Here is a 20,177-nt window from a genome sequence, read left to right as displayed (position 1 = left end):
CAGGGCTTGCGCCTTGGACTCGCCACGACATCCACCTGAAGTCGAAAATGCCAGGGACCGCTGTCAATTCCAGAGAGGTTTGAGCTATCTCAAATCATTGAGCAAGACCTGACCCTAGACTTCAGGCGCATATTCCGACTAACTCGGAAGTTTAGCTTATGCCCGCAGCGGGATTGTGGCTTTGACACCCCGAATCATCCCTGATTACCCGCTGATTGATTATTCAGTGCGGCCTCAGGGGCTTGATTTACGCACCATCGCCCGCATTTGTTCCAGCGATACATGGGTTTCAGAGCTGATCGACAAGCGCGGCTGCGGCTTGAACGCGTGGCCGTAAACCAGTTCCAAACTCAATTTCAGTCGTCCATCCGGGCCACGCAACGGCTCCAAAGACTCCAGCCACCGGGCACGCCATTGTCGGCCTCGGCACCCAGAAAAACGTGTCGGCGCATAGTTGCCCCCCAGGGCACGCAGGTCCATCAACAAAGACTCGCCATCGGCCCAGGTCAGGCCAATACGCTCCTGGTCCATCACAGGATCTGCGAAACCGGCCTCGACCATCAAATCGCCGATGTCATGCATATCCCACCACTCCGGTGAGCTTGGCCCCCAGGCTTGCTGCTGATAGATCGCGCGCAACTCCTTGAAGCTATCCGGGCCGAGGCAAGAGAACATCACAAAACCGTCCACTGCCAGGGCTTGATGCCAGGCGCGCAAGGTCGCCACAGGATCAGGACTGGCATGCAAGCACATATTGGCCCAAACCAGTTCGGCTCGTCCCTGCGCCAGATTCTCCGGGGCCTCAACCGTCAGGGCTGAGGAGCCTCGCCAAGCCTTCCACCAAACGCGCTTGTGTGCAAGTTGGCTACGGGCCCGCAGCTCCGCCGTGACTTCCACACTGCATTGCTCGGCCTGCGGATACGCTTCACTCAAGGCCTTGCCGCCCCCGCCCAGCAAGCCTTGCCATTGCAACACCCGCTTGGGTTGAAACTTGATGATGGACAGACGCTCCGCCATGCGCTCGGCCACCTCCTGATGCAGCCAAGGAACCGCGTCCAAGCCAGCCATTCGCCGTTGTTGCCGCAGGACCGCCACTGGGTCCAGTGCCCGGGGCTGTGGCGCCGGCGGCTTGGCAAGCCCCAGGTCGACATGGGCAGAAGGGGAACTGGGAGAGTTGGGCATGGGCGGCAGTATATTGAAGCGATGAAAAAGCGGCCGCTGCCACCGGAACGCCCCTATGGGATGGAGCGACTCTTGATGCGCTGTCCCGGCCAATGCGCGGTCTGCCGAGCATGGAGCCATAGCCGTGTTTGCCGCGACTGCCTGCAACGCTACGGCCGCCCGGTGCCTCGCTGCTGGACCTGTGCCGCCCATTTGCCCGTCGGGCTCGGCGGGCGTGAAAGCGCCCAATGTGGCGCCTGTTTGCGTCACGCTCCACCGCTCGATCGCACGATTGCCGCATTGGATTACAGCTTCCCTTGGGACCGACTGCTGCAACTCTACAAGTTCCATCAGGCCGTGGACTTGCGCGAGACCTTGCTTGAACGCCTCTCGCAAGCACTGGACTGCAGTGCGCCAGATGCGCCCGATTGGCTGCTGCCTGTGCCACTCAGCCCCGCGCGGCTGAAAGAGCGCGGCTACAACCAAAGTCATGAGCTCGCCCGCACCCTGGCGCGCCGGCGCCAGATTCCTTGCGATGGCAACCTGCTGCTGCGGGTTCGCAGCACAGCGCAGCAAGCCCATACCCCGCTGAAGGACCGCGCCGCCAATGTGAAGCAGGCTTTTGCCGTCGAACCGCTGCGCAAGGCAGAATTGCGGGGCCGCCATGTGGCCTTGCTGGATGATGTGATGACCAGCGGAGCCACGCTATTCGAGCTCGCCCGCGTACTGCGCCAAGCGGGCGCCGCCCATGTTCAAGCCTGGGTGATCGCGCGAACGCCTGATGGCGAAACGGCTTGAAACCCGTTGCTAGCCGGCGGCACCCCACCCTTACCCTGAAGTCTGCTCATGTTTCATATCGTGCTGGTTCAACCAGAAATCCCTCCGAACACCGGCAACGTGATTCGACTGGCCGCCAATACAGGCTGCAGCTTGCACCTGGTTGAACCCTTGGGTTTTTCCATGGAAGACCGTCTGTTGCAGCGCGCCGGACTCGACTATCACGAGTACACCGCGGTGCAGCGACACAAGGACTGGGCCAGCTTTCTGGCCACCATGCAACCCAAGGCCGAGCGCATGTTTGCGTTCACCACGCGCGGCAGCCACTCCTTTGCGCAAGTGAGTTGGCTGCCCGGTGACTTCTTGGTCTTTGGCTCCGAGACCGCCGGTTTATCGCCAGAAATCCGGAAACAGTTTGCGCCGCAGCAGCGGGTTCGCCTGCCCATGTTGGAGGGGCAGCGCAGCCTCAACCTGAGCAATAGCGTTGCGGTCGCTGTGTTCGAGGGCTGGCGCCAAAACGGCTATCAAAACGGCATCTAAGCCGGAGTCAAAAAACTGCCGGCTCCGGCTGCCCGCCACTTCAATGTTCTGAGCGCGACTGTCGCCCCATCAAGAGGTCGACGGCCTGAACCGGGCTCAAGCGCCCCTCCAGCACGGCCACAACCGCTTCGGTGATGGGCATGTCCACGCCCTTCTGGCGCGCACGCGCCAGAACCGTCGGAGCGCTGTAGACCCCTTCGGCCACATGCCCCAGATCATGCAGGATTGTGGGGAGCGCCAGGCCTTCGGCCAGCAGCAGACCGACACGGCGATTGCGAGACAAGTCGCCGGTGGCCGTCAACACCAGGTCACCCATGCCGGACAGACCCATAAAAGTCTCGCTGCGCGCGCCCAAAGCTAGGCCCAAGCGCAGCATTTCAGCCAAGCCCCGTGTGATCAGCGCGGCACGACCATTCAGGCCGGGGGCATCCGCCACATGACCGATACGCTCCGCACGCATGCGCAGGCCGTCGGCCGCACCGACGGCAATGGCCATCACATTCTTGACCGCGCCCCCGACTTCAACGCCGACCGGATCGGCCGAGGTGTAGATACGCAGTCGTTCGCTATGAAATGCATCCACTGCAGCCTGGGCCAGATCCGCATCCTCGCTTGCGGCGACGAGCGCCGTCGGCTGACCCAGCGCCACTTCCTGGGCGAAGCTGGGGCCCGACAAAATGCCAGCGCGCAGCCTTGGCTGGACCGCCCGGGCGATCTCGTGGCCCAGTAGCCCGGAACCCGCCTCAAAGCCTTTGCACAACCAAAGCACCCGCGCCCCATCCGGCAAAGCCGCCAAGATGCCGCGCAAACCCGCCATCGGCGTGGCCACGATGATCAAACCGTCGTCCCCGCAAGCATGACTCACGGCGACATCTCTGTTCGCCTCCAGACGCAGCGCGGCCGGCAGCACAGCCTCTGGCAGGTACTGCTGATTGCGCCGCTGTGCATGCATGGAGGCAACCGCCGCCGCGTCACGGCCCCAGAGCATCACATCGTGCCTAGCACTGGCCTGAATCGCCAAGGCCGTACCCCAGGCACCCGCCCCCAGAACGCTGATTTTCATAAGTGAGGTCCAGAAAAAACCACGCGCCCCGGCTGCAGCTGGCAGCGTGGGGCGCGTGTCATGAGGGCTAATCTCAGTTGAGAGTCGGAGCCGCAGCGGCGGCCGCTGCTTCGCGCTGAGCCTGCTGAGCTTCAAACATGGCCTGGAAGTTGACTTCCGACAACAGCACCGGCGGGAAGCCAGCGCGAGTGCAAACGTCCGACACGATGGCGCGCAGATACGGGTAAATCATCTGAGGGCAGACGATGCCGAGGATGCCCTCGACCTGCTCTTGCGGCACATTGCGGATCTCGAAGATACCGGCTTGCTTGGCTTCGATCAGGAACAAGGTCTTCTCGCCGACCTTGGTGGTGACGGTCGCGGTCACGCAGACCTCGAAAACGCCTTCAGCCACGGGCTCGGCGGACAGGGCCAGATTGATGTCAACCTGAGGCTGGGTCTGCTCGAGCAGAATTTGCGGCGCGTTCGGCTGCTCCAGCGACAGATCCTTCAGATACATGCGCTGAATCTGAAACACGGGGGTATTGTTCTCGTCGGCCATGGTAAATCCCAAAAAAAGTGAAGCCCGTCAGCCAATGCTGCGGGCGGCGTTATTGATTATTACTCAGCGCATGTGACGATTCCGTGGGGGTCTCCCCCCTCTTGAAATCTGCGCACCCCGATCAAGCCGCTTGCAACAAGGCTTGCAAGCCGCCGCGCTGATCCAGAGCCATCAAGTCATCACAGCCGCCCACATGGGTTTGGCCAATGAAGATTTGCGGCACCGTCCGGCGGCCAGTCAAGGTCATCATCGCCTCTCGCTCGGCTGGATCGAGGTCGATGCGGACTTCTTCGATGTGCTCAACACCCCGTTGCTTGAGCAGAGCCTTGGCCCGCACACAGTAGGGGCAGACCTGGGTGGTGTACATCTTCACAACAGCCATGAGGCGACTTTCTATTCTGTATTGGAGACGAGGGGCCAAGCCCCTCAGGCCGCCGATTTTTCAACCGGCAAATTGGCATCGCGCCAGCTCTTCATGCCACCGCCCAGGACCTGAGCCTTTTCGTAACCGAGCTTGCGCAGGGTAGCGGCTGCACGGCCCGCACGCGCACCGCTTTGGCAAATCAGCACCACGGGCAAGGTCTTGTTGCTGGGCAGTGATTTGTGCCCTTCCAGCGATGCCAGCGGGATATTGCGAGCACCAGCCACATGGGCTGCGGCAAATTCATTGGGTTCACAGACATCGATCAAAACGGCCTTCTCCCGGTTGATCAGCTGCACCGCCTGAGCGGGCGAAAGCGCAGCGCCTTGGCTGCTTCGCACCAGGGCGGGCCAAAGCAACATCGCGCCCGAGCTCACGGCGGCCAAGACCAGAATCCAGTTTTCAAGCAAAAAGTTCAGCAAAGCAGTCTTCCGGTTATTGAGTGCACAAGGAGCGCGATTATAGAAAGAGGCCCGCCGGCATGCCGACGGGCCTCCGATTGGACCCGGGAGTCGTCAGATTTACTTCAAATTCAAAGCTTGAAAGTCGCCACTGCCGTTTGCAAGGACTGGGCTTGCTGCTCCAGGCTGGTCGCCGCAGCCGCCGCTTGCTCCACAAGTGCCGCGTTTTGCTGCGTCATTTGATCCAACTGACTGACAGACTGGTTGACCAAGCCGATACCCTGGCTTTGCTCGCCAGACGCTGCGGTGACCTCGCCAATGATGTCCGACACGCGCTGCACGCTGGCCACGATTTCGGTCATGGTCTCACCGGCATCACGGACCAAGCGACTGCCTGACTCGACCCGATCCACGCTGGCGCCAATCAGGGATTTAATCTCCTTGGCCGCTTCGGCAGACCGCTGCGCCAAGGACCGCACTTCGCTCGCCACCACCGCAAAACCACGGCCTTGCTCGCCGGCGCGCGCCGCTTCCACGGCCGCATTCAGAGCCAGGATATTGGTTTGGAAAGCAATGCCATCGATCACGCCAATGATGTCGTTGATCTTCTTCGAGCTGGTGTTGATCTCTTCCATCGTGGTCACGACCTGATTGACCACCTCCCCACCCTTGCGTGCCACGGCGGCAGCGGAGCCGGCCAGCTGATTCGCCTGGGCTGCGGCCTCGGCACTCTGGCGGACCGTGTCGGTCAAGGTCTGCATATTGCTGGAGGTTTGCTCCAAAGAAGTGGCCTGCTTCTCGGTGCGGACCGACAAGTCATGGTTGCCAACGGCAATCTCACGCGAGGCAACCGACATCGAATCGGTGCCCGAACGTACATCGGTCACGATGGCCGCCAAACCCTGCGAGACCTCTCTCACCGCGGCCAACAGGCTGGCATCCGCCCCCGGCGCCACAGCAATCGACTGGGACAAATCCCCGGCGGCAATTTGCCGCATCACATCGCGGGCGTACTCAGGCTCGCCCCCCAGCTGGCGCCAGACGCTGCCAATCACCAAATAGGAGCCCACGCCCAACGCCGCCACCACCACCAAGCCGCTGATGACAATGGCCATCAAGCTGGATGCAACGCCTGTATTGGCGTTTTTCAAACCGCCGTCAAAGCCCTCGCTGGCATCGGTACGGGCCTTGGCCACATCGGCTTCAAACACCTTCAAGGCCGCCTGCATTTTGGAAATAGCGCCGGCCTGATCGCCCTGCTTGATACCAAGGAAAAGCTGAGCCGTTTCCACCGAGGCCGCGAAATAAGCTTCAAAGGAGGTTTTCAACTTGGCCGCGGTCTCGCCCTTGCCTTCAATACGGCCGATCGCATCCAGCAACTTGCGGATGCTGGCGGCCTTCTCGTTGGCTTCATCGAGACGTTTCTTCTCGCCCTCAGCCACGGCGCTTTGGATGGTCGCGCCCAGCGATTCCATCTGTGCACCCAGCTGCGTGCTGGCATCCACAAAAGGGTAGTGCACTCGCTCAACCGCCGAGATGGCCGAGGAAGTGCGAGCCGAAAACACCAACACCACCGCAATACCCACCGCAAAAATCACCGCGGCAAATACTGGCAAAAGCCAGATTCTTGTTTTCACATTCATTCGCATCTCCGTTGCAGCAGCGCCGCATTTGGCGGCGCTGCAATGAGAGAAACCCCGACTCAGTCTACGCTCAAGACCACCTTGACGGTGCCATCCACCGCCGACTTCTCGATGTAGCCGATGGCGTCCGCATTGGCCGCCACAAATTTCTTCACATCGGCTGCCGAGGCCAGCTCTTTCGGTGGCGTCGCCTTGCCAGAGAACACCAGCCGAGACCAGGCCGCCTTCACCTGCGCCGCCTGTTTACCCGTGACCTTGGTATAGAACTGATCACGGACGGCCGAGCTTTCGGGCAGATCGGTCGCCAGCGCCGATGCACCGCTGGGCAGCGAATTGCTCTTGCCCAAGAAAATGTTCGAGACCTGATCTGCCGTCATCGAAGCCGTGGCGCTCTTGGGGTTCACGATCACGGCCACCTGGGCATGAGCCAGGCCCATCACCAACATGGTGGACAGCACGCCGAGTGCGCGAATCGATTTCATTTGCTTATTCATTATTGGCCTCCCGCTCAGAACACAAAGTCCACAGCCAAGCTGTAGACATTGACGGTGCTCTGCCCGACCGTAAAGGACGGGGAAGGCGAAGCGAACAGCCCGGGCCCATTGGCCTTAATGCGCTCTAACTGCCCCTTCACCGCGATATTGCGATAGGCATCCCAACGCACGCCCAAGGCCTGGGTCTTTTGCTGATTGCTTTGAGCGCGCAAGGTGCTGCCCACCAGGACGCGCAGATCGGGCGTCACGCCAGCCACGGGAATCCTGGGCGGGATGGTGTTGTTGACATTGCTGTCCTTCTGCTTCAACTCAGAGACCGTCACATAGGGTGTGAACTTACCGAGGCGATAGCCCACTGTGGTGTACCAGCCATCGGTATCTGGGACATAGGACTCGGTGCGCCGCATGGTGTATTCGGCCATGGCAATCAGATTACCCGCATCCCAAGTGACGCCAAAGCCGGTGAAAGTGGCTTTCTTCTTGGTCGCATCCATCTGATCGGCCACGCCTGCAATGCCAGCACCCGGCACTCTGCCGTCCACCAAACGCAAGATGCCGATCAATTGCTTCAAGGAACTACTGTCTACCGTCAACTTGCCCTGCACATGGCCGGCCCGAAGAGTGATGCCGCCATCCAACTCGGCCGAGGCACTGAAGCCGACCAAGTTGTCCATCTTGACGTCCACGCCTTCAAAGACCGAACTGGACTTGCCACCATAGAGCTGGAAATTCAAGGTGCTGGAGCCCAGACTGGCTTGATAGCTGATGTCGCCGCCATCAAAGTGGCTGACCGGCACCTGGCCATAGACGTCTTGCGGCGGGCGCAGCCAGGTGTTGGCATAGCCCACATCGCGAAAATCCGAAACGGCGAAGAACGGGCCACCCATGCGCCCGAGCCGTGCCGACAAGGCCGGCGTGAACTGCGCCTTTGCAAAGGCCCACTCCAGTTCGGGCCGGTAATTGCCATCGCCGTTTTGTTTGGTCAAAACCTGCGCTGTGGCCGAGAACATTTTGTTCAGCTTGGCATTGACCTGCACGCCCAGCTTGGTGTCGACGTCGCCGCTCCAGGACTTGGTCGCGCCCTTGGGCTGGCCCGTAATGACATAGCGCGCCTCATCGGTATTGCTACCCACCACACCGAGGGTGCTAAAGCCCGAGAACGAGAAGATCGACTCGGCAGATGCCGTGTCTTGCGCCTGGGCGCTCAAGGCCAGCACAGCCAGGGCCAGGGCCGAGAGTTGCCCCAATTTCAATTGCTTCATGAAGTCTCCTTTGTTTTTGAAACCGCGCCCGGCACAGACGAAAGGAATCACTTCATCGCCGAGCACATGGGAAGCCATATCGGCAGATCGAACGTCAACTGAACTCCTTGTTTCGGCTGACAGCTCTAAAACTGTAGGCAACCCAAACGAGGAATGCATCACAGGGGCTTGCAATAGCTATCGGTCAGCAAGGCAAACTCCCGTGCGCAAGCCCACATTGTGACGACTATGGCGGGGCTTGCTGGAGTTTGTAAGGCCTCAAACGGCCGGGGTTGCAACTTGCCGACAGATCGCGCCCAAAGTGGCCACTCTGTGGTTCACTACGGGATTCGAGTCCAGGCCATCAAGCCCGAGTTTGGCTCGCCAGCACACCGCCTCCGACAGGGGCTTCATTGCACCGAGCAATGCTCAGCCCCCTTCATTCGGCTTGATCAACTTCGATCAAACTCAATCCGCTTCAGCGTCGATCTTGTAGCCCACGCCGCGTACCGTCTTGATCAGGGCCAAGGCGTGCCCCTCATCGATCTTCTGACGCAAACGGCGCACATAAACATCCACCACATTGGTGAGCGGATCTTCATTCGCGCCCCAGACATTCGACAAAATCCGTTCGCGGCTGAAGACCCGCCCCGGCGCGCTCATCAGCAGTTCTAGAAACGCCAACTCCTTGGCAGTCAGCAGAATCACCTGATCTGCGCGGGTCACGCGCATACGCTCTCGGTCCAGGCGCAGATCGGCCAGCGCCAAGGTATTGCTGGTTTGCTGCACATCGCGCCCGCGACGCCGCAGCGCCTCCAGTCGGGCCACCAACTCATCGAAGGCAAAAGGCTTGGTCAAGTAGTCATCGGCACCCAAGCGCAAGCCGCCAATCTTGTCTTCCAAACTGTCCATGGCCGTCAGCATCAGAACCGGTGTGGACTGAGCTTCGCTGCGCAGCGTCTGCAACACATCCATGCCGTTCATGCCGGGCAACATGACGTCCAGCACGATCAAGGCCCAGTCGCCCTGACGGGCCGCGGCCAGACCCTCCGGCCCAGTGCGCGCCAAGCTCACGGCATAACCCTCGGCCCGCAAGCCGCGCTCCAAGAAATCAGCCACACGGACATCATCCTCAACAATCAGGAGTTTGTTCATCATTCCTCTTCTACTTCGGCTGAACACAAGGGCAGATCGATGCTGACGCAAGTGCCTTGTCCTTGCACACTGCGCAGTTGAATCTGCGCTGCATGCGCTTGAGCAATCATCTGCGCAATCGGCAAGCCCAGGCCGATGCCATCGGGCCGGTGCAGACGCGCCGCCTGCGCACGGTAATGCCGCTCAAAAACATGCGGCAAATCCCCCTCCGAAATGCCAATGCCCTGGTCCTGCACCTGCACCGTCAAAAGACCCCCGACGGCCCTCGCATTCACCTCGATGCGGCCGCCCGCATGCGAGTAACGCAAGGCATTCTCCAGCACGATGACAAACATCTGCCGCAGCCGCTTGGCGTCACCGCGAATCATGTCTCGGCCGAAGCCGGCCGCCTCCAGGTGCCAACTCAGCTGCACTTGCGCCGACTGAGCCTGCGCGCTCATCTGCTCGCACAAGGACTGCAGCAGTTCAGGCCAATTCAAGACCTGCTGCTGCCAGACCAATTGCTCGAAATCGCTACGTGCCAGCAGCGTCAAGTCTTCCACCACATGTGAAAACTGGCCCACCGTACTGACGATTCGAGCCAAGGCTTGCTGATACTCCTGCGCCGTTTTCTCCCGTCCACGCAAGGCGACCTCGGCTTCACCGCGAATGGCCGTGGCTGGAGTACGCAACTCGTGGCTGACATCGGCAAAAAAGCGTCGGCGCCGCTGGTCGAGCGCCAACAAGGTGTCGTTCGCTTCGCGCAGTTCGGCCGTGCGGGCCTCCACCATCTCTTCCAGTCGTTCCCGATCGGCCTGTTCCTGGGTGCGCCTCAATTGCAACTCAGCCGCCATCGTGTTGAAGCTGCGCGCCACCGAGCCAAACTCATCCAGCTGACGCTCTGGGATGCGATGACTCAAATTCCCCCCTTGCAGCGCCAAGGCGCCCTGACTCAGATCATCAATCGGCTGCTTCAGCCGACGCATGAAGTAGAACGCCAGCCACACCGCAACCAGCAAGGCAGTCACACTGATCCCCAGCACGGTGCGGCGCATCGTCGTCAGCGCCTGATCGGCCGCAGCCCGGGAGGCCTCGGTGGCCGCTTGCTCAGCCACAATTTCCGCATTCAGCAAACTGCGCAAGTCCTGTCCCTGGGACCGGTCAAACAGGGCCGACAAGCGATCCCAGGCCCGACGGCCCTCGGCCCCCTCCTCCAAGGATTCCACGGTGAGCAAGGCTCGCTCCAACTCATCCAGATGACGCGCCAATACCTCGAGGGATTGATAACGCGCGACCGATCGCTCGCGCAAGCCCTGGGTCCGAGAGCTGCTTGCTTGGGTGCGCTCCAGCGCATCCAAACGCAGGGCCAGGTCATTCAGTTCCTTCAGGCCGGCCCGCATCTCGGTGATCAAGCGATCACGCGACTCAGGAATGGCCTGCGCGGACAGCAGGCGTTGCGCGGTCCAACTGCGCAGCTTTTGCTTGCTGGCAGAAAGCTCAACAAAGCCTTTCAAGATGTCGCTGTTCAAACGCCCGCGCTGGACTTGAAACTGCGCGGTGTGCTGAGCCCAAAGCGCAACGACGCCCTCGGTCAAGGCCAAAAAACCCAATAGAGAAATCGCCAACAGCAAACGCGCTCTGAACATGCCCGCACTTTAAAGGCTGCGGCAGGAGCGACAGCCCGATACGAACCGCGCCTTGCATGAAAATTCAAGCCAGAAACTTCAGACACCCAAGGCCATGCCTCAATTCGCCGCCAATCTGAGCCTGCTGTACAACGAACTGCCCTTCTTGGAACGCTTTGGCGCCGCAGCGGCCGACGGTTTCAAGGCGGTGGAGTTTCTTTTCCCCTATGCCCACGATGCCCATGAGTTGCGCCACTGCTTGCAGAACCATGAGCTCCAGCAAGCCTTGTTCAACGCCCCGCCTGGAGACTGGGACGCCGGCGAACGGGGCCTGGCCTGCCTGCCCGGACGAGAAGCCGAGTTCCAAGCCAGCATCCGCCAAGCCTTGCGCTACGCCGCCGCGCTGGAATGCCCGCGCATCCATGTGATGGCAGGCATCGCCCCCGCAAATTGCAACACAGAAAGCCTCGCGCAAACCTATGTCGCCAACCTCCGCTGGGCTGCCGCCTTGGCGGGTCAAGAAGGCCGCCAGATCTGCATCGAAGCCATCAACCTGCGCGACATGCCGGGCTATTTTCTGAACCGACATACGCAGGCTCTGGCGCTGATCGCCGCCGTTGACTCCCCGCACCTGCGCCTGCAGTTCGATGCCTATCACTGCCAAGTCAGCGAAGGCGACGTCAGCAACAAGCTGCGCCAAGCGATGAGCTTGGGGGTTTTGGCTCATGTGCAGATCGCCGGTGCGCCCGATCGGCAGGAACCGGATGCAGGGGAGCTGCGCGTCGAGACCCTATTGAAGCTGTTGGACGAGCTGGCCTACCCGGGCTTTGTCGGCTGCGAGTACCGGCCGCGGGCCGGCACGAGGGAGGGCCTGGGCTGGCTGAAGCGCTGGCAAGCCCAGCCACGCTGAAGGCCCAACACCGCCTCAGCGCCGCCGAGCTGAAGCGGCTCAGTTCAAAGCACGCCAGGCCTGCACCAACAAGGGGGCGACCGAGACCGCATTGCTGGGGTGAGCCACCGCATTGCTGCTCCAGACATGTCGCACGCCGGCCGCCGTCAGCGCCGCCAAGGCATCCCCATTGAAAAGCGCGTGGGTGACAGCCACGTCAACCGACTGGGCCCCGCGCCGCAGCAGCTCTTGCGCCGAGCCGATCAAGGTGCGCCCGGTGGAAGCCATATCGTCCAGCAAGACCACCGCCTGACCGGCCACATCAAGCTCAGGCAGAGCCAGCGTAACCTGATGATCACCATGCCTCACCTTACGGCCCACCGCATGCCTCAAGCCACCGGCCAGCGCCGCTTCACTGACCCATTGCGCCGATTCTTCATCGGGCCCGATCAAGAGCGCACCGGGCACCTGCGCTGCCACCCACTCGCCCAGCAAGCGAGCCGCAGACAGCGCAACGCCGCAAGCAACCGGCATCACCTCATCCAGACTGGCGATGCGGTGCAGATGCGGGTCGATGGTGATGACATGATCAAAATGATTCGCCAGCAGCCGAGCAATATGGCGCTGGCTGACCGCTTCACCCGGGGTGAACTCCATATCCTGGCGCATATATGCCAAATAGGGCGAGATCAGCACCAGGCGCTGAGCCCCCAGCTCACGCGCGGTCGGGGCGGCAATCATGAGCTCCACCAACTTGTCGTTCGGCTGCTGCAGGCCGCGCAGCAAGAGCACCGTGGGCGGCAGCGGCTTGGGCAGCACCAGCCGCATTTCACCGTCGGGGAAACGGTGGCGGCTGATGAAACAGAGCGGCAACACAAGCGCCTCGGCCAACTCCTGCGCCAGGGCGCGTTCATCCTCAAAAGCCAGCAAGATCGTGTTTGCATTCATCGAGAGTCTTCGGAGCGGTGTTTAGAGAGAGAACATGGCGCCGGCACTGGCGAACTCATGGGGCAGCTGCTCGGCGCTGCCGACCCGGTAACCGGAATCCTTCTCGGCAAGCGTGCGCGCAAACTGCAGATCGGCCTCATATTGAGCGTGGATCCGGTACAGCGGCTCACCCGCTCGCACCGGTTCGCCCAGCTTCCTTAACAAGTCCATCCCTGCGCCTGCCACCTGTGGTGCACCGGCCAAGCGAGCAATGCGGGCAATGCGCAAATTGTCGATGGCCACCACCACGCCCTCCTGCGGCGCCAAGACCTCGGCACTCAAGGCCCCAACCGTGGGCACATCGGCGCGACGCCCCTGGGCATCGATGATGGCGTTCATCTGCGACAACGCACGGCCCGATTCGAGGATGTCGCGGGCAATGGTGTAGCCCTCGCCGCCGCGCACATCAGGGTCGAATTCGATCATACGGCCGGCCAAGCGCAAGGCTTTTTGGCGCAAGTCCTGCGGCGCGGCCGGGTCGCCCTGCAGCACCTGCATCACATCACGTGCCTCCAGCACCGGGCCAATGCCACGACCGATTGGCTGGCGGCCATCGCTGAGCACCACATCGAGTTGCAAGCGCAAATGGCCGGCCACGTACTCGAACAGCTTTTTCAGGCGCTGCGCCTCCACCATTGAGCGCACCTTGGCACTCGGCCCGACCGGAATATCCAACACCAGATGGGTGGAGCCGGCGGCGATCTTCTTTGACAGGATGGACGCCACCATCTGGCCCGGCGAATCGATCGACAAGGGCCGCTCCACCGAGATCAGGATGTCATCGGCCGGCGACAGGTCGGCCGTGCCACCCCAGGCCAGGCAAGCGTGGGTGTCCTTGACGATTTGCACCATGCGCTCAAAGCTGAGCTCCACCTTCGCCAGCATCTCCATCGTGTCGGCCGTGCCCGAAGGGGAGGTGATCGCCCGTGAGCTGGTCTTGGGGCATAACATGCCATGCGCACTGACGATGGGCACCACCAGCATCGAGGTGCGATTGCCGGGAATGCCGCCGATGCAATGCTTGTCGACCACCGGGCCCGCGCCGACCTGGTGGTGCCAGTCGAGCTTGCGGCCCACGGCGATCATCGCCTCGGTCAGGTGCAGGACTTCCTCGCGATCCAGCTCGTACTGGTTGGTCGCCACCACAAAAGCAGCCAACTCGATCTTGGAATAGCGGGCCTCGGCCACATCGCGGATGATGGCCGCCAACTCATCTTTAGAAAGCCGCTCGCCATTGATCTTGCGGTGCAAGGCCGCGATCGAGGCCGGCGGCTCGGCATGTGCAATGCTGGCCGAATGACCCTCGGCAACACCCAGGCGGCTGAAGGCATCTTCGCTAACGCCCAACTCACAAGCACTGACGATGCGTTCATCGTCCACCACATTCAAGACCGCCAGGATCAACTGACCATTGGCGCGAATCTCAACCTTGGACAAGGCCTGGAAACCGGCCGCCCGCACCACCGGGCAGTCGCGGTGAACGTAGGCCACGTTTTCCCGCCAGGTGTCGATGCCGACGCGGCGGATGTGCAATTCACTTGGCGACAAAGCATTCATGCGCCGACTGTAGCGGAGCCCTCGATGCAGGCAGTGCTCAAAAAGAACAGAAAGACCTGCCGCGCATCCCCGAGATGCGAGGACTCAGGCCCAAAGTGTGTCGGATCAGTGCAGGTCGGCCGAAAAGGCCTCGTGCAATCGCCAGCCTTCTTGCCACAAGGCCGCCAAAGCCTTTGCCAGCACGCGCTGATGCAAATCAGCAGGACTTTGCCCAGGCCGAGCCCAAACCACGGAACTCAGCCATTGTGGCCCTGGTCCGTTTGCGGCAACACTTCTTGAACCCTCTGCGCCATGCGCACGCCACAAGGCCAAACGCCAAGCCGTTTGAGTCCCGCGGGACAAGCTGTCATCGGCCAACACGGCGAGCCAGTCGGTGCGCTTCACGCCATGGGCTGCACGCACAATGCTCGCAGCCGAAGCGCGCCTGGGCATGGCGGCGATGACCTCACCCCAGGGACTGATCAGATGCTCAGCGGCTCGGGCCAAACTGGCGGGCACCGCAGGGGCGCGCCCCGCAGCCTGTGGCCGGGGAATACCGTTCGACAAATGGTGCGACGCCGAAGATCGCGAGCGACGAACCAAGCAACGATCAAATACAGCCAATTCCTGCATAACGAAAAAACTCCAAGTGCCCTAACACCGGCGTTTGCCGGCCCAGGGCAACTTGGAGCCGCAACGCTTTAGCCGCATTTGATAGCCCGCCCGCAAGTAGTTGGTAAATCGGCGGTGACGCCCGCTTTCGCGAAACGTCGGAGCGAATTGTAAACGCAGCTCGCGCTTGCCTCAGCCGGCGTCTCTCAAGCCTTGCTGAATTTCTTCACGCACATGCTCGGCCAGCAAGCGCCGGTCGGCATGCGCGGTGCCCATGCTCGGCAAGACCTGCACCGACACGTTCAAACCCTTTGCCGTCAGCACGCGCCACAGACTTTGCACCAGGGTGGTGTTCCCGATGAAGCGCGCCGAGCTGCTGAAACGCTCGCCGGGCTCAGAGAAGCGAATCACCAAAGGCTGGATCGGCACTTCGGTGGAGATGGCCGCTTGCAGCAAATTGCCATGAAACGGCAAGAGCTCGGGCCCAGCGCCGGTGGTGCCCTCGGGGAATACGGCCACCGAGTCTCCCGCCTTCAAGGCATCGGCCATCTGATGCACCACCCGCAGGGCGTCGCGCTTGCTGGAGCGCTCGATGAACAAAGTGCCCACGCCGGTCACCAAGCCGCCGACCAGCGGCCAATGCTTGACGTCGGCCTTGGAGACAAAACGGGCTTCCGGCACCACCGAGTGCACCGCGGCAATGTCCAGCCAGGAGACATGATTGGCCACCAAGAGCTTGGCGCCAGGTCTTGCGGCAAGACCGGACACCTGCAATTCGATGCCAAAGATGCTGAGCATCATGCGCGACCAACGCTGGATTTGGGCGTGTCGCTGGCTCTCATTGAGTTGGCCGAATCTCAACTTGATGAGCAGCAGGCCGTAGATCACATGAAGGCTGAAACGAAGCAGGCGCCCTGTGGCGATTAGGTTTCTGAACATCAGGCGCTGGCCATCTCTTGTTGTGCTTGGGCTTCAAAAGCCACATGGCCCGCCACCAAGGTGTAGCGCACCGAGGCCGGCAGCTCAAAGCCGCTGATCTCGTAGGCGAAAGGCGTGTGCTTGCCCTGGCTGCTCAAAGCTTGGGGCGTGACCGACCAACTGGCGTTCGGATCGAACACGCAAACATCGGCCACACCGCCTTGCACCAAGCGCCCGGCGCTGGCCGACAAAGAGCCCAGGGCGGAGCCCAGCACCCGCACCGGCTCGGCCGTGACCACGGCCAAGGCGCGCGACAAAGGCAAGCCCGAGTCTTCGGCCCAACGCAGAGCCAGGCTCAAGAGCAACTCGAGGCCGGTCGCGCCCGGCGTGGCTTCGGCAAAGGGCACGTTCTTTTCGTCCGGTGCAACCGGCATATGGTCGGACACCAGCGCATCCAGCGTGCCGTCAGCCAGGCCAGCGCGCAGCGCGTCGCGGTCGCGGCCCTGGCGCAGCGGCGGCGTCAGGCGCATGGCGGAGTTGAAGTAACCGATATCCACATCGGTGAGGTGCAGCGAGTTGATGGACACATCGGCCGTCACCTGCAGGCCATCGCGCTTGGCGGCGCGCACCAGTTCCACACCGGCGGCGCTGGAGATGCGACACAGATGGACGCGAGCGCCGGTGGAGCGCATCAGCTCAAAAATCGTGTGCAGGGCTACCGTCTCGGCCGTCACCGGCACGCCGGCCAGGCCCAGGCGAGTCGCCACCGCGCCGCTGGCGGCCACACCGCCGCCGAGGTAGGCGTCTTGCGGGCGCAGCCAGACGGTGTAGTCATAGGTGGCCGCGTACAGCAGCGCGCGCGCCAGCACCTGGGTGTCGCGCACAGGCACTTCGGCCTGCGAGAAGCCAATGCAGCCGGCCTCGGTCAGCTCGGCCATCTCGGTCAAGGCCTGACCCTGCAGGCCTTGCGTCAAGGCACCCAGCGGGAACAAGCGGCAGCGGCTCAGCTTGCGGGCGCGGAACTTCAGCATCTCCACCAGACCGGGTTCGTCCAGGACCGGGTCGGTATCGGGCGGGCAGACCAGGCTGGTCACGCCACCGGCGGCGGCCGCCGCCAGTTCGCTCTCCAACATGCCTTCATGCTCATGGCCCGGCTCGCGCAGGCGCGCGGCCAGATCGACCAGACCGGGAGCCACGATCAGTCCGGTGGCGTCGATGACACGGTCGGCCGCGAACTCAGTCGCCTCGCCCAAGCCCACGATGCGGCCATTGGCGATGGCCAGGTCGCCCACGCGGTCAAGTCCGGAGGCGGGGTCGATCAAACGCCCATTCTTTATCAGAATCTTCACTTGCAGAACTCCTGTGCGGCAATATGACCCAAGCCCTGGATTAGCCGGACTTCATCCAGCAGAGCCCGTGGAACCGGCTTTGCCGGGCCACTGGGCTTGCCCCCTTGAGGGGGAGGCGCGAAGCGCATCGGGGGTGGGCTCATCTTCATGCTTCGTTCCCAGCCAAGATGGACATAACGGCCATGCGCACCGCAATACCAAAGGTCACCTGAGGCAGGATCACGCTTTGCGCGCCATCGGCCACGGTGGAGGCGATTTCCACGCCGCGGTTGATCGGGCCCGGGTGCATGACGATGGCGTCGGGCTTGGCCAGCGCCAGCTTTTCCGGCGTCAGACCAAAGTTCTTGAAGAACTCACCGGCGCTGGGCAGCATGCCACCGCTCATGCGCTCGTTTTGCAGGCGCAGCATGATGATGACATCGGCGCCGCGCACGCCCTCGGCCATGTCGTGGCAAACGCGCACGCCCATGTCCTTCAAGTCGCCAGGCACCAAGGTCTTGGGGCCAACCGCGCGAATCTCGGGCACGCCCAGGATGTTCAGCGCATGGATGTCCGAGCGGGCCACCCGCGAATGCACGATGTCGCCGACGATGGCCACGGTCAGATTGCGGAAGTCTTTCTTGAAGTGCCGGATCGTGTACATGTCCAGCAGGCCTTGCGTCGGATGGGCGTGGCGGCCGTCGCCGGCATTGACCACATGCACATGCGGCGCGCAGTGCTGGGCGATCAGGTAGGGCGCGCCGGATTCGCTGTGGCGCACCACAAACATATCGGCATGCATGGCACTGAGGTTGGCCACCGTGTCGAGCAGGGTCTCGCCCTTGGCGGTGCTGGAGCGAGCGATGTCCAGATTCAGCACGTCGGCCGAGAGGCGCTTGGCCGCGATCTCGAAGGTGGTGCGGGTGCGGGTGCTGTTCTCGAAGAACAGATTGAAGACCGACTTGCCGCGCAAGAGCGGCACCTTCTTGACCTCGCGGTCATTGACCGAGAGAAAGCTGCCGGCGGTGTCGAGGATCTGATGGATATTGGCCTGCGGCAGGCCTTCGATGGACAAGAGGTGAACTAGTTCACCATGCTTGTTCAGTTGCGGATTGCGCTTGGAGAGCATCGATCAATCCCCTTTCAAGTCAAAACTGAATCGGCCGTTGTCATCCTTGGCCAAACGCAGGCGCTGCGCGGCGGCCAGATGGATGCGGGCGGCCGAGAAAGCCGGCTCGATCGGCAACTCGCGCCCGCCCCGGTCCACCAACACCGCCAGCGTCACGCTGGCCGGGCGACCAAAATCGAACAACTCGTTGATGACGGCGCGGGTGGTGCGGCCGGTGTAGAGCACATCGTCGATCAGCACGATGTGCTGGCCGTTGACGTCAAAAGGCAGCTTGGTGTGATCGGCGCTGGCCGACATGCCGCGCGAGCCAAAGTCATCCCGGTGCAGGGAGCTGGAGATCACGCCGGCCGCACCGCTCAGGCCCAGATCGGTCTGCAGTCGCTCGGCCAGCCAAGCGCCGCCGGACCAAATGCCCACCAGCGCGCTGTCGGGCCTCATCAGCTTGCGCACGCCTTGCAGCAAGTCGGCGTAGATCGCCTCGGCGTCAAGAAGGAGAGTACTCATCAAGGGTTCTCACGGAAGAATTGTTCAAGAATCAGGGCGGCGGCGGTGGAATCGACGTCACGGACGCCATAACTTTCAGCCTCGACGCTGGTGTAGCGCTCGTCGACTTCAAACACCGGCAGGCGGAAGCGGCTTTTCAGCTGGCGGCCAAAGCGGCGTGCCCGCAGCGTGATTTCATGCTCGGCGCCGTCGGGATGGAAAGGCACGCCGATCACCAAGGCATCGGGCTGCCAGTCTTTGATCAGCTTGGCGATCGCCTGAAAGCGCGCTTCGCCGTCCAGCGCAATGCTTTTGAGCGGCTCGCCACGGCCGGTGAAGCGGCTGCCATTGGCCACGCCCACGCGCTTGGTGCCGAAGTCAAATGCCAACAAAGATTGCGCTTGCAATTTGAGCGGGTCAGCAGCCAGGCTCATGCGTGGCCAGCCTCTTGGCTGAGCATGCGCGGGTCGACGCCCAGCAGGCCGAGTGCGCGCTCGTAGCGCTGCTCCACCGGGGTGTCAAAAATGATCTCGGGCGCGGCGTCCACGGTCAACCAGCCATTGCGGCCAATTTCTTCTTCCAATTGACCTGCCGCCCAGCCGCTATAGCCCAGCGTGACCAGCACGCGCTTGGGGCCGGCGCCATTGGACAGGGCTTCCAGCACATCGCGGCTGGTGGTCATCTCCAGCCCGCCGGGCACCACCAGAGTGGCGTTGTAGTGGCCGCCGGTGGCGTCCAGAGGCTCATGCAGCACGAAGCCGCGTTCGGCCTGCACCGGGCCGCCGTAGTAGACCGGGCCGCTGGACACCTCGCCCTTGGGCGGGCTGAGTTCGACTTTCTCGAACAAATTGCCCAAGGTCATCGAGATCGGTTTGTTGATGACCAGGCCGAGCGCGCCTTTTTCGTTGTGCTCGCACATATAGACCACGCTGCCGGCGAAAGCCTCGTCGGCCATGCCAGGCATGGCGATCAGAAACTGGTTGGTGAGGACGATCCGATCTTGTGACATGGCGGCATTTTAGGCGAGGCCGCGCCCGGCACCATGCCCCTGCAACTCACAGAGAAAGCGCGGCGCTGCGACACTGTGCGAATGAAGAAGTACAAGTCCGCCCTGCTGTGGTTTCGTCGCGACCTGCGGGTGCAAGATCAAGCGGCGCTGTATCAGGCCCTGAAGCTGTCCGAACAGGTGTTTTGCGCCTTTGTGTTCGACAGCGACATCCTCAGCCCCCTGCCCCGCCAAGACCGCCGCGTCGA

General features: G+C 62.1%; 23 protein-coding genes. 4 read left to right on the top strand and 19 right to left on the bottom strand.

The genetic code is table 11. The annotated features are described in order from the left end of the window. Nucleotides 1–234: 234 nt before the first annotated feature. A complete protein-coding gene (locus ACOVRJ_RS08985) occupies nt 235–1,182 on the bottom strand; it encodes a biotin synthase (RefSeq protein ID WP_422043513.1) in 948 nt (315 codons plus the stop codon). Nucleotides 1,183–1,203: 21 nt separating this feature from the next. Here ACOVRJ_RS08985 and ACOVRJ_RS08980 point away from each other — a divergent pair, with 21 nt between their 5' ends. Next, complete coding sequence (locus ACOVRJ_RS08980) at nt 1,204–1,959, top strand: ComF family protein (protein ID WP_422043512.1); 756 nt, start codon at nt 1,204–1,206, stop codon at nt 1,957–1,959. 48 nt (nt 1,960–2,007) lie between these two features. Continuing rightward, nucleotides 2,008–2,478: a tRNA (cytidine(34)-2'-O)-methyltransferase gene (locus tag ACOVRJ_RS08975; protein ID WP_422043511.1), complete on the top strand. Its 471-nt coding sequence runs from the start codon at nt 2,008–2,010 to the stop codon at nt 2,476–2,478. A gap of 40 nt (nt 2,479–2,518) precedes the next feature. Here ACOVRJ_RS08975 and ACOVRJ_RS08970 read toward each other — a convergent pair whose 3' ends face one another. The 9 genes from ACOVRJ_RS08970 to ACOVRJ_RS08930 form a co-directional block, all read right to left on the bottom strand. Next, nucleotides 2,519–3,541: an NAD(P)H-dependent glycerol-3-phosphate dehydrogenase gene (locus ACOVRJ_RS08970; protein ID WP_422043510.1), complete on the bottom strand. Its 1,023-nt coding sequence runs from the start codon at nt 3,539–3,541 to the stop codon at nt 2,519–2,521. A 73-nt stretch (nt 3,542–3,614) separates the two neighbouring features. Beyond that, nucleotides 3,615–4,082, bottom strand: a complete 468-nt coding sequence (gene secB, locus ACOVRJ_RS08965; RefSeq protein WP_422043509.1) for a protein-export chaperone SecB — start codon at nt 4,080–4,082, stop codon at nt 3,615–3,617. A gap of 121 nt (nt 4,083–4,203) precedes the next feature. Beyond that, complete coding sequence (gene grxC, locus ACOVRJ_RS08960; protein WP_422043508.1) at nt 4,204–4,464, bottom strand: glutaredoxin 3; 261 nt, start codon at nt 4,462–4,464, stop codon at nt 4,204–4,206. Nucleotides 4,465–4,508: 44 nt separating this feature from the next. Beyond that, nucleotides 4,509–4,922: a rhodanese-like domain-containing protein gene (locus ACOVRJ_RS08955; protein ID WP_422043565.1), complete on the bottom strand. Its 414-nt coding sequence runs from the start codon at nt 4,920–4,922 to the stop codon at nt 4,509–4,511. Nucleotides 4,923–5,035: 113 nt separating this feature from the next. Further along, on the bottom strand, nt 5,036–6,547 hold the full coding sequence (locus ACOVRJ_RS08950) for a methyl-accepting chemotaxis protein (RefSeq protein WP_422043507.1): 1,512 nt from the start codon (nt 6,545–6,547) through the stop codon (nt 5,036–5,038). A 59-nt stretch (nt 6,548–6,606) separates the two neighbouring features. Continuing rightward, nucleotides 6,607–7,041 carry a hypothetical protein gene (locus ACOVRJ_RS08945; protein ID WP_422043506.1) on the bottom strand — a complete coding sequence of 145 codons (435 nt, stop codon included), beginning with the start codon at nt 7,039–7,041 and terminating at the stop codon, nt 6,607–6,609. A gap of 14 nt (nt 7,042–7,055) precedes the next feature. Beyond that, the gene (locus ACOVRJ_RS08940; protein WP_422043505.1) at nt 7,056–8,303 is read right to left on the bottom strand and encodes a porin; all 1,248 of its coding nucleotides are present in this window, start codon (nt 8,301–8,303) and stop codon (nt 7,056–7,058) included. A 447-nt stretch (nt 8,304–8,750) separates the two neighbouring features. Further along, nucleotides 8,751–9,440, bottom strand: coding sequence for a response regulator transcription factor (locus ACOVRJ_RS08935; RefSeq protein WP_422043504.1), 690 nt, complete (start codon nt 9,438–9,440; stop codon nt 8,751–8,753). Continuing rightward, nucleotides 9,437–11,062 (bottom strand): sensor histidine kinase, encoded by a 1,626-nt coding sequence (locus ACOVRJ_RS08930; RefSeq protein ID WP_422043503.1) that lies wholly within the window; start codon nt 11,060–11,062, stop codon nt 9,437–9,439. The genes ACOVRJ_RS08935 and ACOVRJ_RS08930 overlap by 4 nt, the downstream gene beginning before the upstream one ends. A 94-nt stretch (nt 11,063–11,156) precedes the next feature. Here ACOVRJ_RS08930 and otnI point away from each other — a divergent pair, with 94 nt between their 5' ends. After that, nucleotides 11,157–11,951: a 2-oxo-tetronate isomerase gene (otnI, locus tag ACOVRJ_RS08925; protein ID WP_422043502.1), complete on the top strand. Its 795-nt coding sequence runs from the start codon at nt 11,157–11,159 to the stop codon at nt 11,949–11,951. A gap of 39 nt (nt 11,952–11,990) precedes the next feature. Here otnI and ACOVRJ_RS08920 read toward each other — a convergent pair whose 3' ends face one another. From ACOVRJ_RS08920 to ACOVRJ_RS08880, 9 genes are all read right to left on the bottom strand, one after another. After that, nucleotides 11,991–12,878 carry a ribose-phosphate diphosphokinase gene (locus ACOVRJ_RS08920; protein WP_422043501.1) on the bottom strand — a complete coding sequence of 296 codons (888 nt, stop codon included), beginning with the start codon at nt 12,876–12,878 and terminating at the stop codon, nt 11,991–11,993. A 21-nt stretch (nt 12,879–12,899) separates the two neighbouring features. Next, the gene (locus ACOVRJ_RS08915) at nt 12,900–14,474 is read right to left on the bottom strand and encodes a thymidine phosphorylase family protein (protein ID WP_422043500.1); all 1,575 of its coding nucleotides are present in this window, start codon (nt 14,472–14,474) and stop codon (nt 12,900–12,902) included. Between the two features lie 105 nt (nt 14,475–14,579). Then, a complete protein-coding gene (locus ACOVRJ_RS08910) occupies nt 14,580–15,086 on the bottom strand; it encodes a hypothetical protein (RefSeq protein WP_422043499.1) in 507 nt (168 codons plus the stop codon). A 171-nt stretch (nt 15,087–15,257) separates the two neighbouring features. After that, complete coding sequence (locus ACOVRJ_RS08905) at nt 15,258–16,004, bottom strand: lysophospholipid acyltransferase family protein (protein ID WP_422043498.1); 747 nt, start codon at nt 16,002–16,004, stop codon at nt 15,258–15,260. Further along, nucleotides 16,004–17,332: a dihydroorotase gene (locus ACOVRJ_RS08900; protein WP_422043497.1), complete on the bottom strand. Its 1,329-nt coding sequence runs from the start codon at nt 17,330–17,332 to the stop codon at nt 16,004–16,006. Before ACOVRJ_RS08900 ends, ACOVRJ_RS08905 begins: the two co-directional genes overlap by 1 nt. Before the next feature lie 145 nt (nt 17,333–17,477). Continuing rightward, nucleotides 17,478–18,440 (bottom strand): aspartate carbamoyltransferase catalytic subunit, encoded by a 963-nt coding sequence (locus ACOVRJ_RS08895; RefSeq protein WP_339597444.1) that lies wholly within the window; start codon nt 18,438–18,440, stop codon nt 17,478–17,480. A gap of 3 nt (nt 18,441–18,443) precedes the next feature. Next, nucleotides 18,444–18,944: a bifunctional pyr operon transcriptional regulator/uracil phosphoribosyltransferase PyrR gene (pyrR, locus tag ACOVRJ_RS08890; RefSeq protein WP_339597443.1), complete on the bottom strand. Its 501-nt coding sequence runs from the start codon at nt 18,942–18,944 to the stop codon at nt 18,444–18,446. After that, nucleotides 18,944–19,357, bottom strand: coding sequence for a Holliday junction resolvase RuvX (gene ruvX, locus ACOVRJ_RS08885; protein ID WP_422043496.1), 414 nt, complete (start codon nt 19,355–19,357; stop codon nt 18,944–18,946). Before ruvX ends, pyrR begins: the two co-directional genes overlap by 1 nt. Next, a complete protein-coding gene (locus tag ACOVRJ_RS08880; protein WP_263537830.1) occupies nt 19,354–19,932 on the bottom strand; it encodes a YqgE/AlgH family protein in 579 nt (192 codons plus the stop codon). The genes ruvX and ACOVRJ_RS08880 overlap by 4 nt, the downstream gene beginning before the upstream one ends. 81 nt (nt 19,933–20,013) lie before the next feature. On the opposite strand from ACOVRJ_RS08880, the gene ACOVRJ_RS08875 reads away from it, so the two are divergent. Further along, the coding region (locus ACOVRJ_RS08875) for a deoxyribodipyrimidine photo-lyase (RefSeq protein WP_422043564.1) at nt 20,014–20,177 on the top strand (164 nt) is incomplete at its 3' end.

The organism is Roseateles sp. (assembly GCF_049240545.1).
In the GTDB taxonomy this organism is placed as follows: Bacteria; Pseudomonadota; Gammaproteobacteria; order Burkholderiales; family Burkholderiaceae_C; genus Paucibacter_A.
The sequence above is the reverse complement of the archived record's forward strand: the minus strand, read 5'-3'. Positions and strand labels throughout refer to the sequence as shown.

Excerpts from the sequence above, each read along its gene's own strand:
- ACOVRJ_RS08980 (WP_422043512.1), top strand. The coding sequence starts at position 1,204 with ATGAAAAAGCGGCCGCTGCCACCGGAACGCCCCTATGGGATGGAGCGA.
- secB (WP_422043509.1), bottom strand. The coding sequence starts at position 4,082 with ATGGCCGACGAGAACAATACCCCCGTGTTTCAGATTCAGCGCATGTAT.
- ACOVRJ_RS08910 (WP_422043499.1), bottom strand. The coding sequence starts at position 15,086 with ATGCAGGAATTGGCTGTATTTGATCGTTGCTTGGTTCGTCGCTCGCGA.
- ACOVRJ_RS08915 (WP_422043500.1), bottom strand. The coding sequence starts at position 14,474 with ATGAATGCTTTGTCGCCAAGTGAATTGCACATCCGCCGCGTCGGCATC.
- ACOVRJ_RS08880 (WP_263537830.1), bottom strand. The coding sequence starts at position 19,932 with ATGTCACAAGATCGGATCGTCCTCACCAACCAGTTTCTGATCGCCATG.
- ACOVRJ_RS08935 (WP_422043504.1), bottom strand. The coding sequence starts at position 9,440 with ATGATGAACAAACTCCTGATTGTTGAGGATGATGTCCGTGTGGCTGAT.
- ACOVRJ_RS08940 (WP_422043505.1), bottom strand. The coding sequence starts at position 8,303 with ATGAAGCAATTGAAATTGGGGCAACTCTCGGCCCTGGCCCTGGCTGTG.
- ACOVRJ_RS08975 (WP_422043511.1), top strand. The coding sequence starts at position 2,008 with ATGTTTCATATCGTGCTGGTTCAACCAGAAATCCCTCCGAACACCGGC.
- ACOVRJ_RS08895 (WP_339597444.1), bottom strand. The coding sequence starts at position 18,440 with ATGCTCTCCAAGCGCAATCCGCAACTGAACAAGCATGGTGAACTAGTT.
- otnI (WP_422043502.1), top strand. The coding sequence starts at position 11,157 with ATGCCTCAATTCGCCGCCAATCTGAGCCTGCTGTACAACGAACTGCCC.
- ACOVRJ_RS08930 (WP_422043503.1), bottom strand. The coding sequence starts at position 11,062 with ATGTTCAGAGCGCGTTTGCTGTTGGCGATTTCTCTATTGGGTTTTTTG.
- ACOVRJ_RS08950 (WP_422043507.1), bottom strand. The coding sequence starts at position 6,547 with ATGAATGTGAAAACAAGAATCTGGCTTTTGCCAGTATTTGCCGCGGTG.
- ACOVRJ_RS08970 (WP_422043510.1), bottom strand. The coding sequence starts at position 3,541 with ATGAAAATCAGCGTTCTGGGGGCGGGTGCCTGGGGTACGGCCTTGGCG.
- ACOVRJ_RS08905 (WP_422043498.1), bottom strand. The coding sequence starts at position 16,004 with ATGTTCAGAAACCTAATCGCCACAGGGCGCCTGCTTCGTTTCAGCCTT.
- ruvX (WP_422043496.1), bottom strand. The coding sequence starts at position 19,357 with ATGAGCCTGGCTGCTGACCCGCTCAAATTGCAAGCGCAATCTTTGTTG.
- ACOVRJ_RS08985 (WP_422043513.1), bottom strand. The coding sequence starts at position 1,182 with ATGCCCAACTCTCCCAGTTCCCCTTCTGCCCATGTCGACCTGGGGCTT.
- grxC (WP_422043508.1), bottom strand. The coding sequence starts at position 4,464 with ATGGCTGTTGTGAAGATGTACACCACCCAGGTCTGCCCCTACTGTGTG.
- ACOVRJ_RS08945 (WP_422043506.1), bottom strand. The coding sequence starts at position 7,041 with ATGAATAAGCAAATGAAATCGATTCGCGCACTCGGCGTGCTGTCCACC.
- pyrR (WP_339597443.1), bottom strand. The coding sequence starts at position 18,944 with ATGAGTACTCTCCTTCTTGACGCCGAGGCGATCTACGCCGACTTGCTG.
- ACOVRJ_RS08920 (WP_422043501.1), bottom strand. The coding sequence starts at position 12,878 with ATGAATGCAAACACGATCTTGCTGGCTTTTGAGGATGAACGCGCCCTG.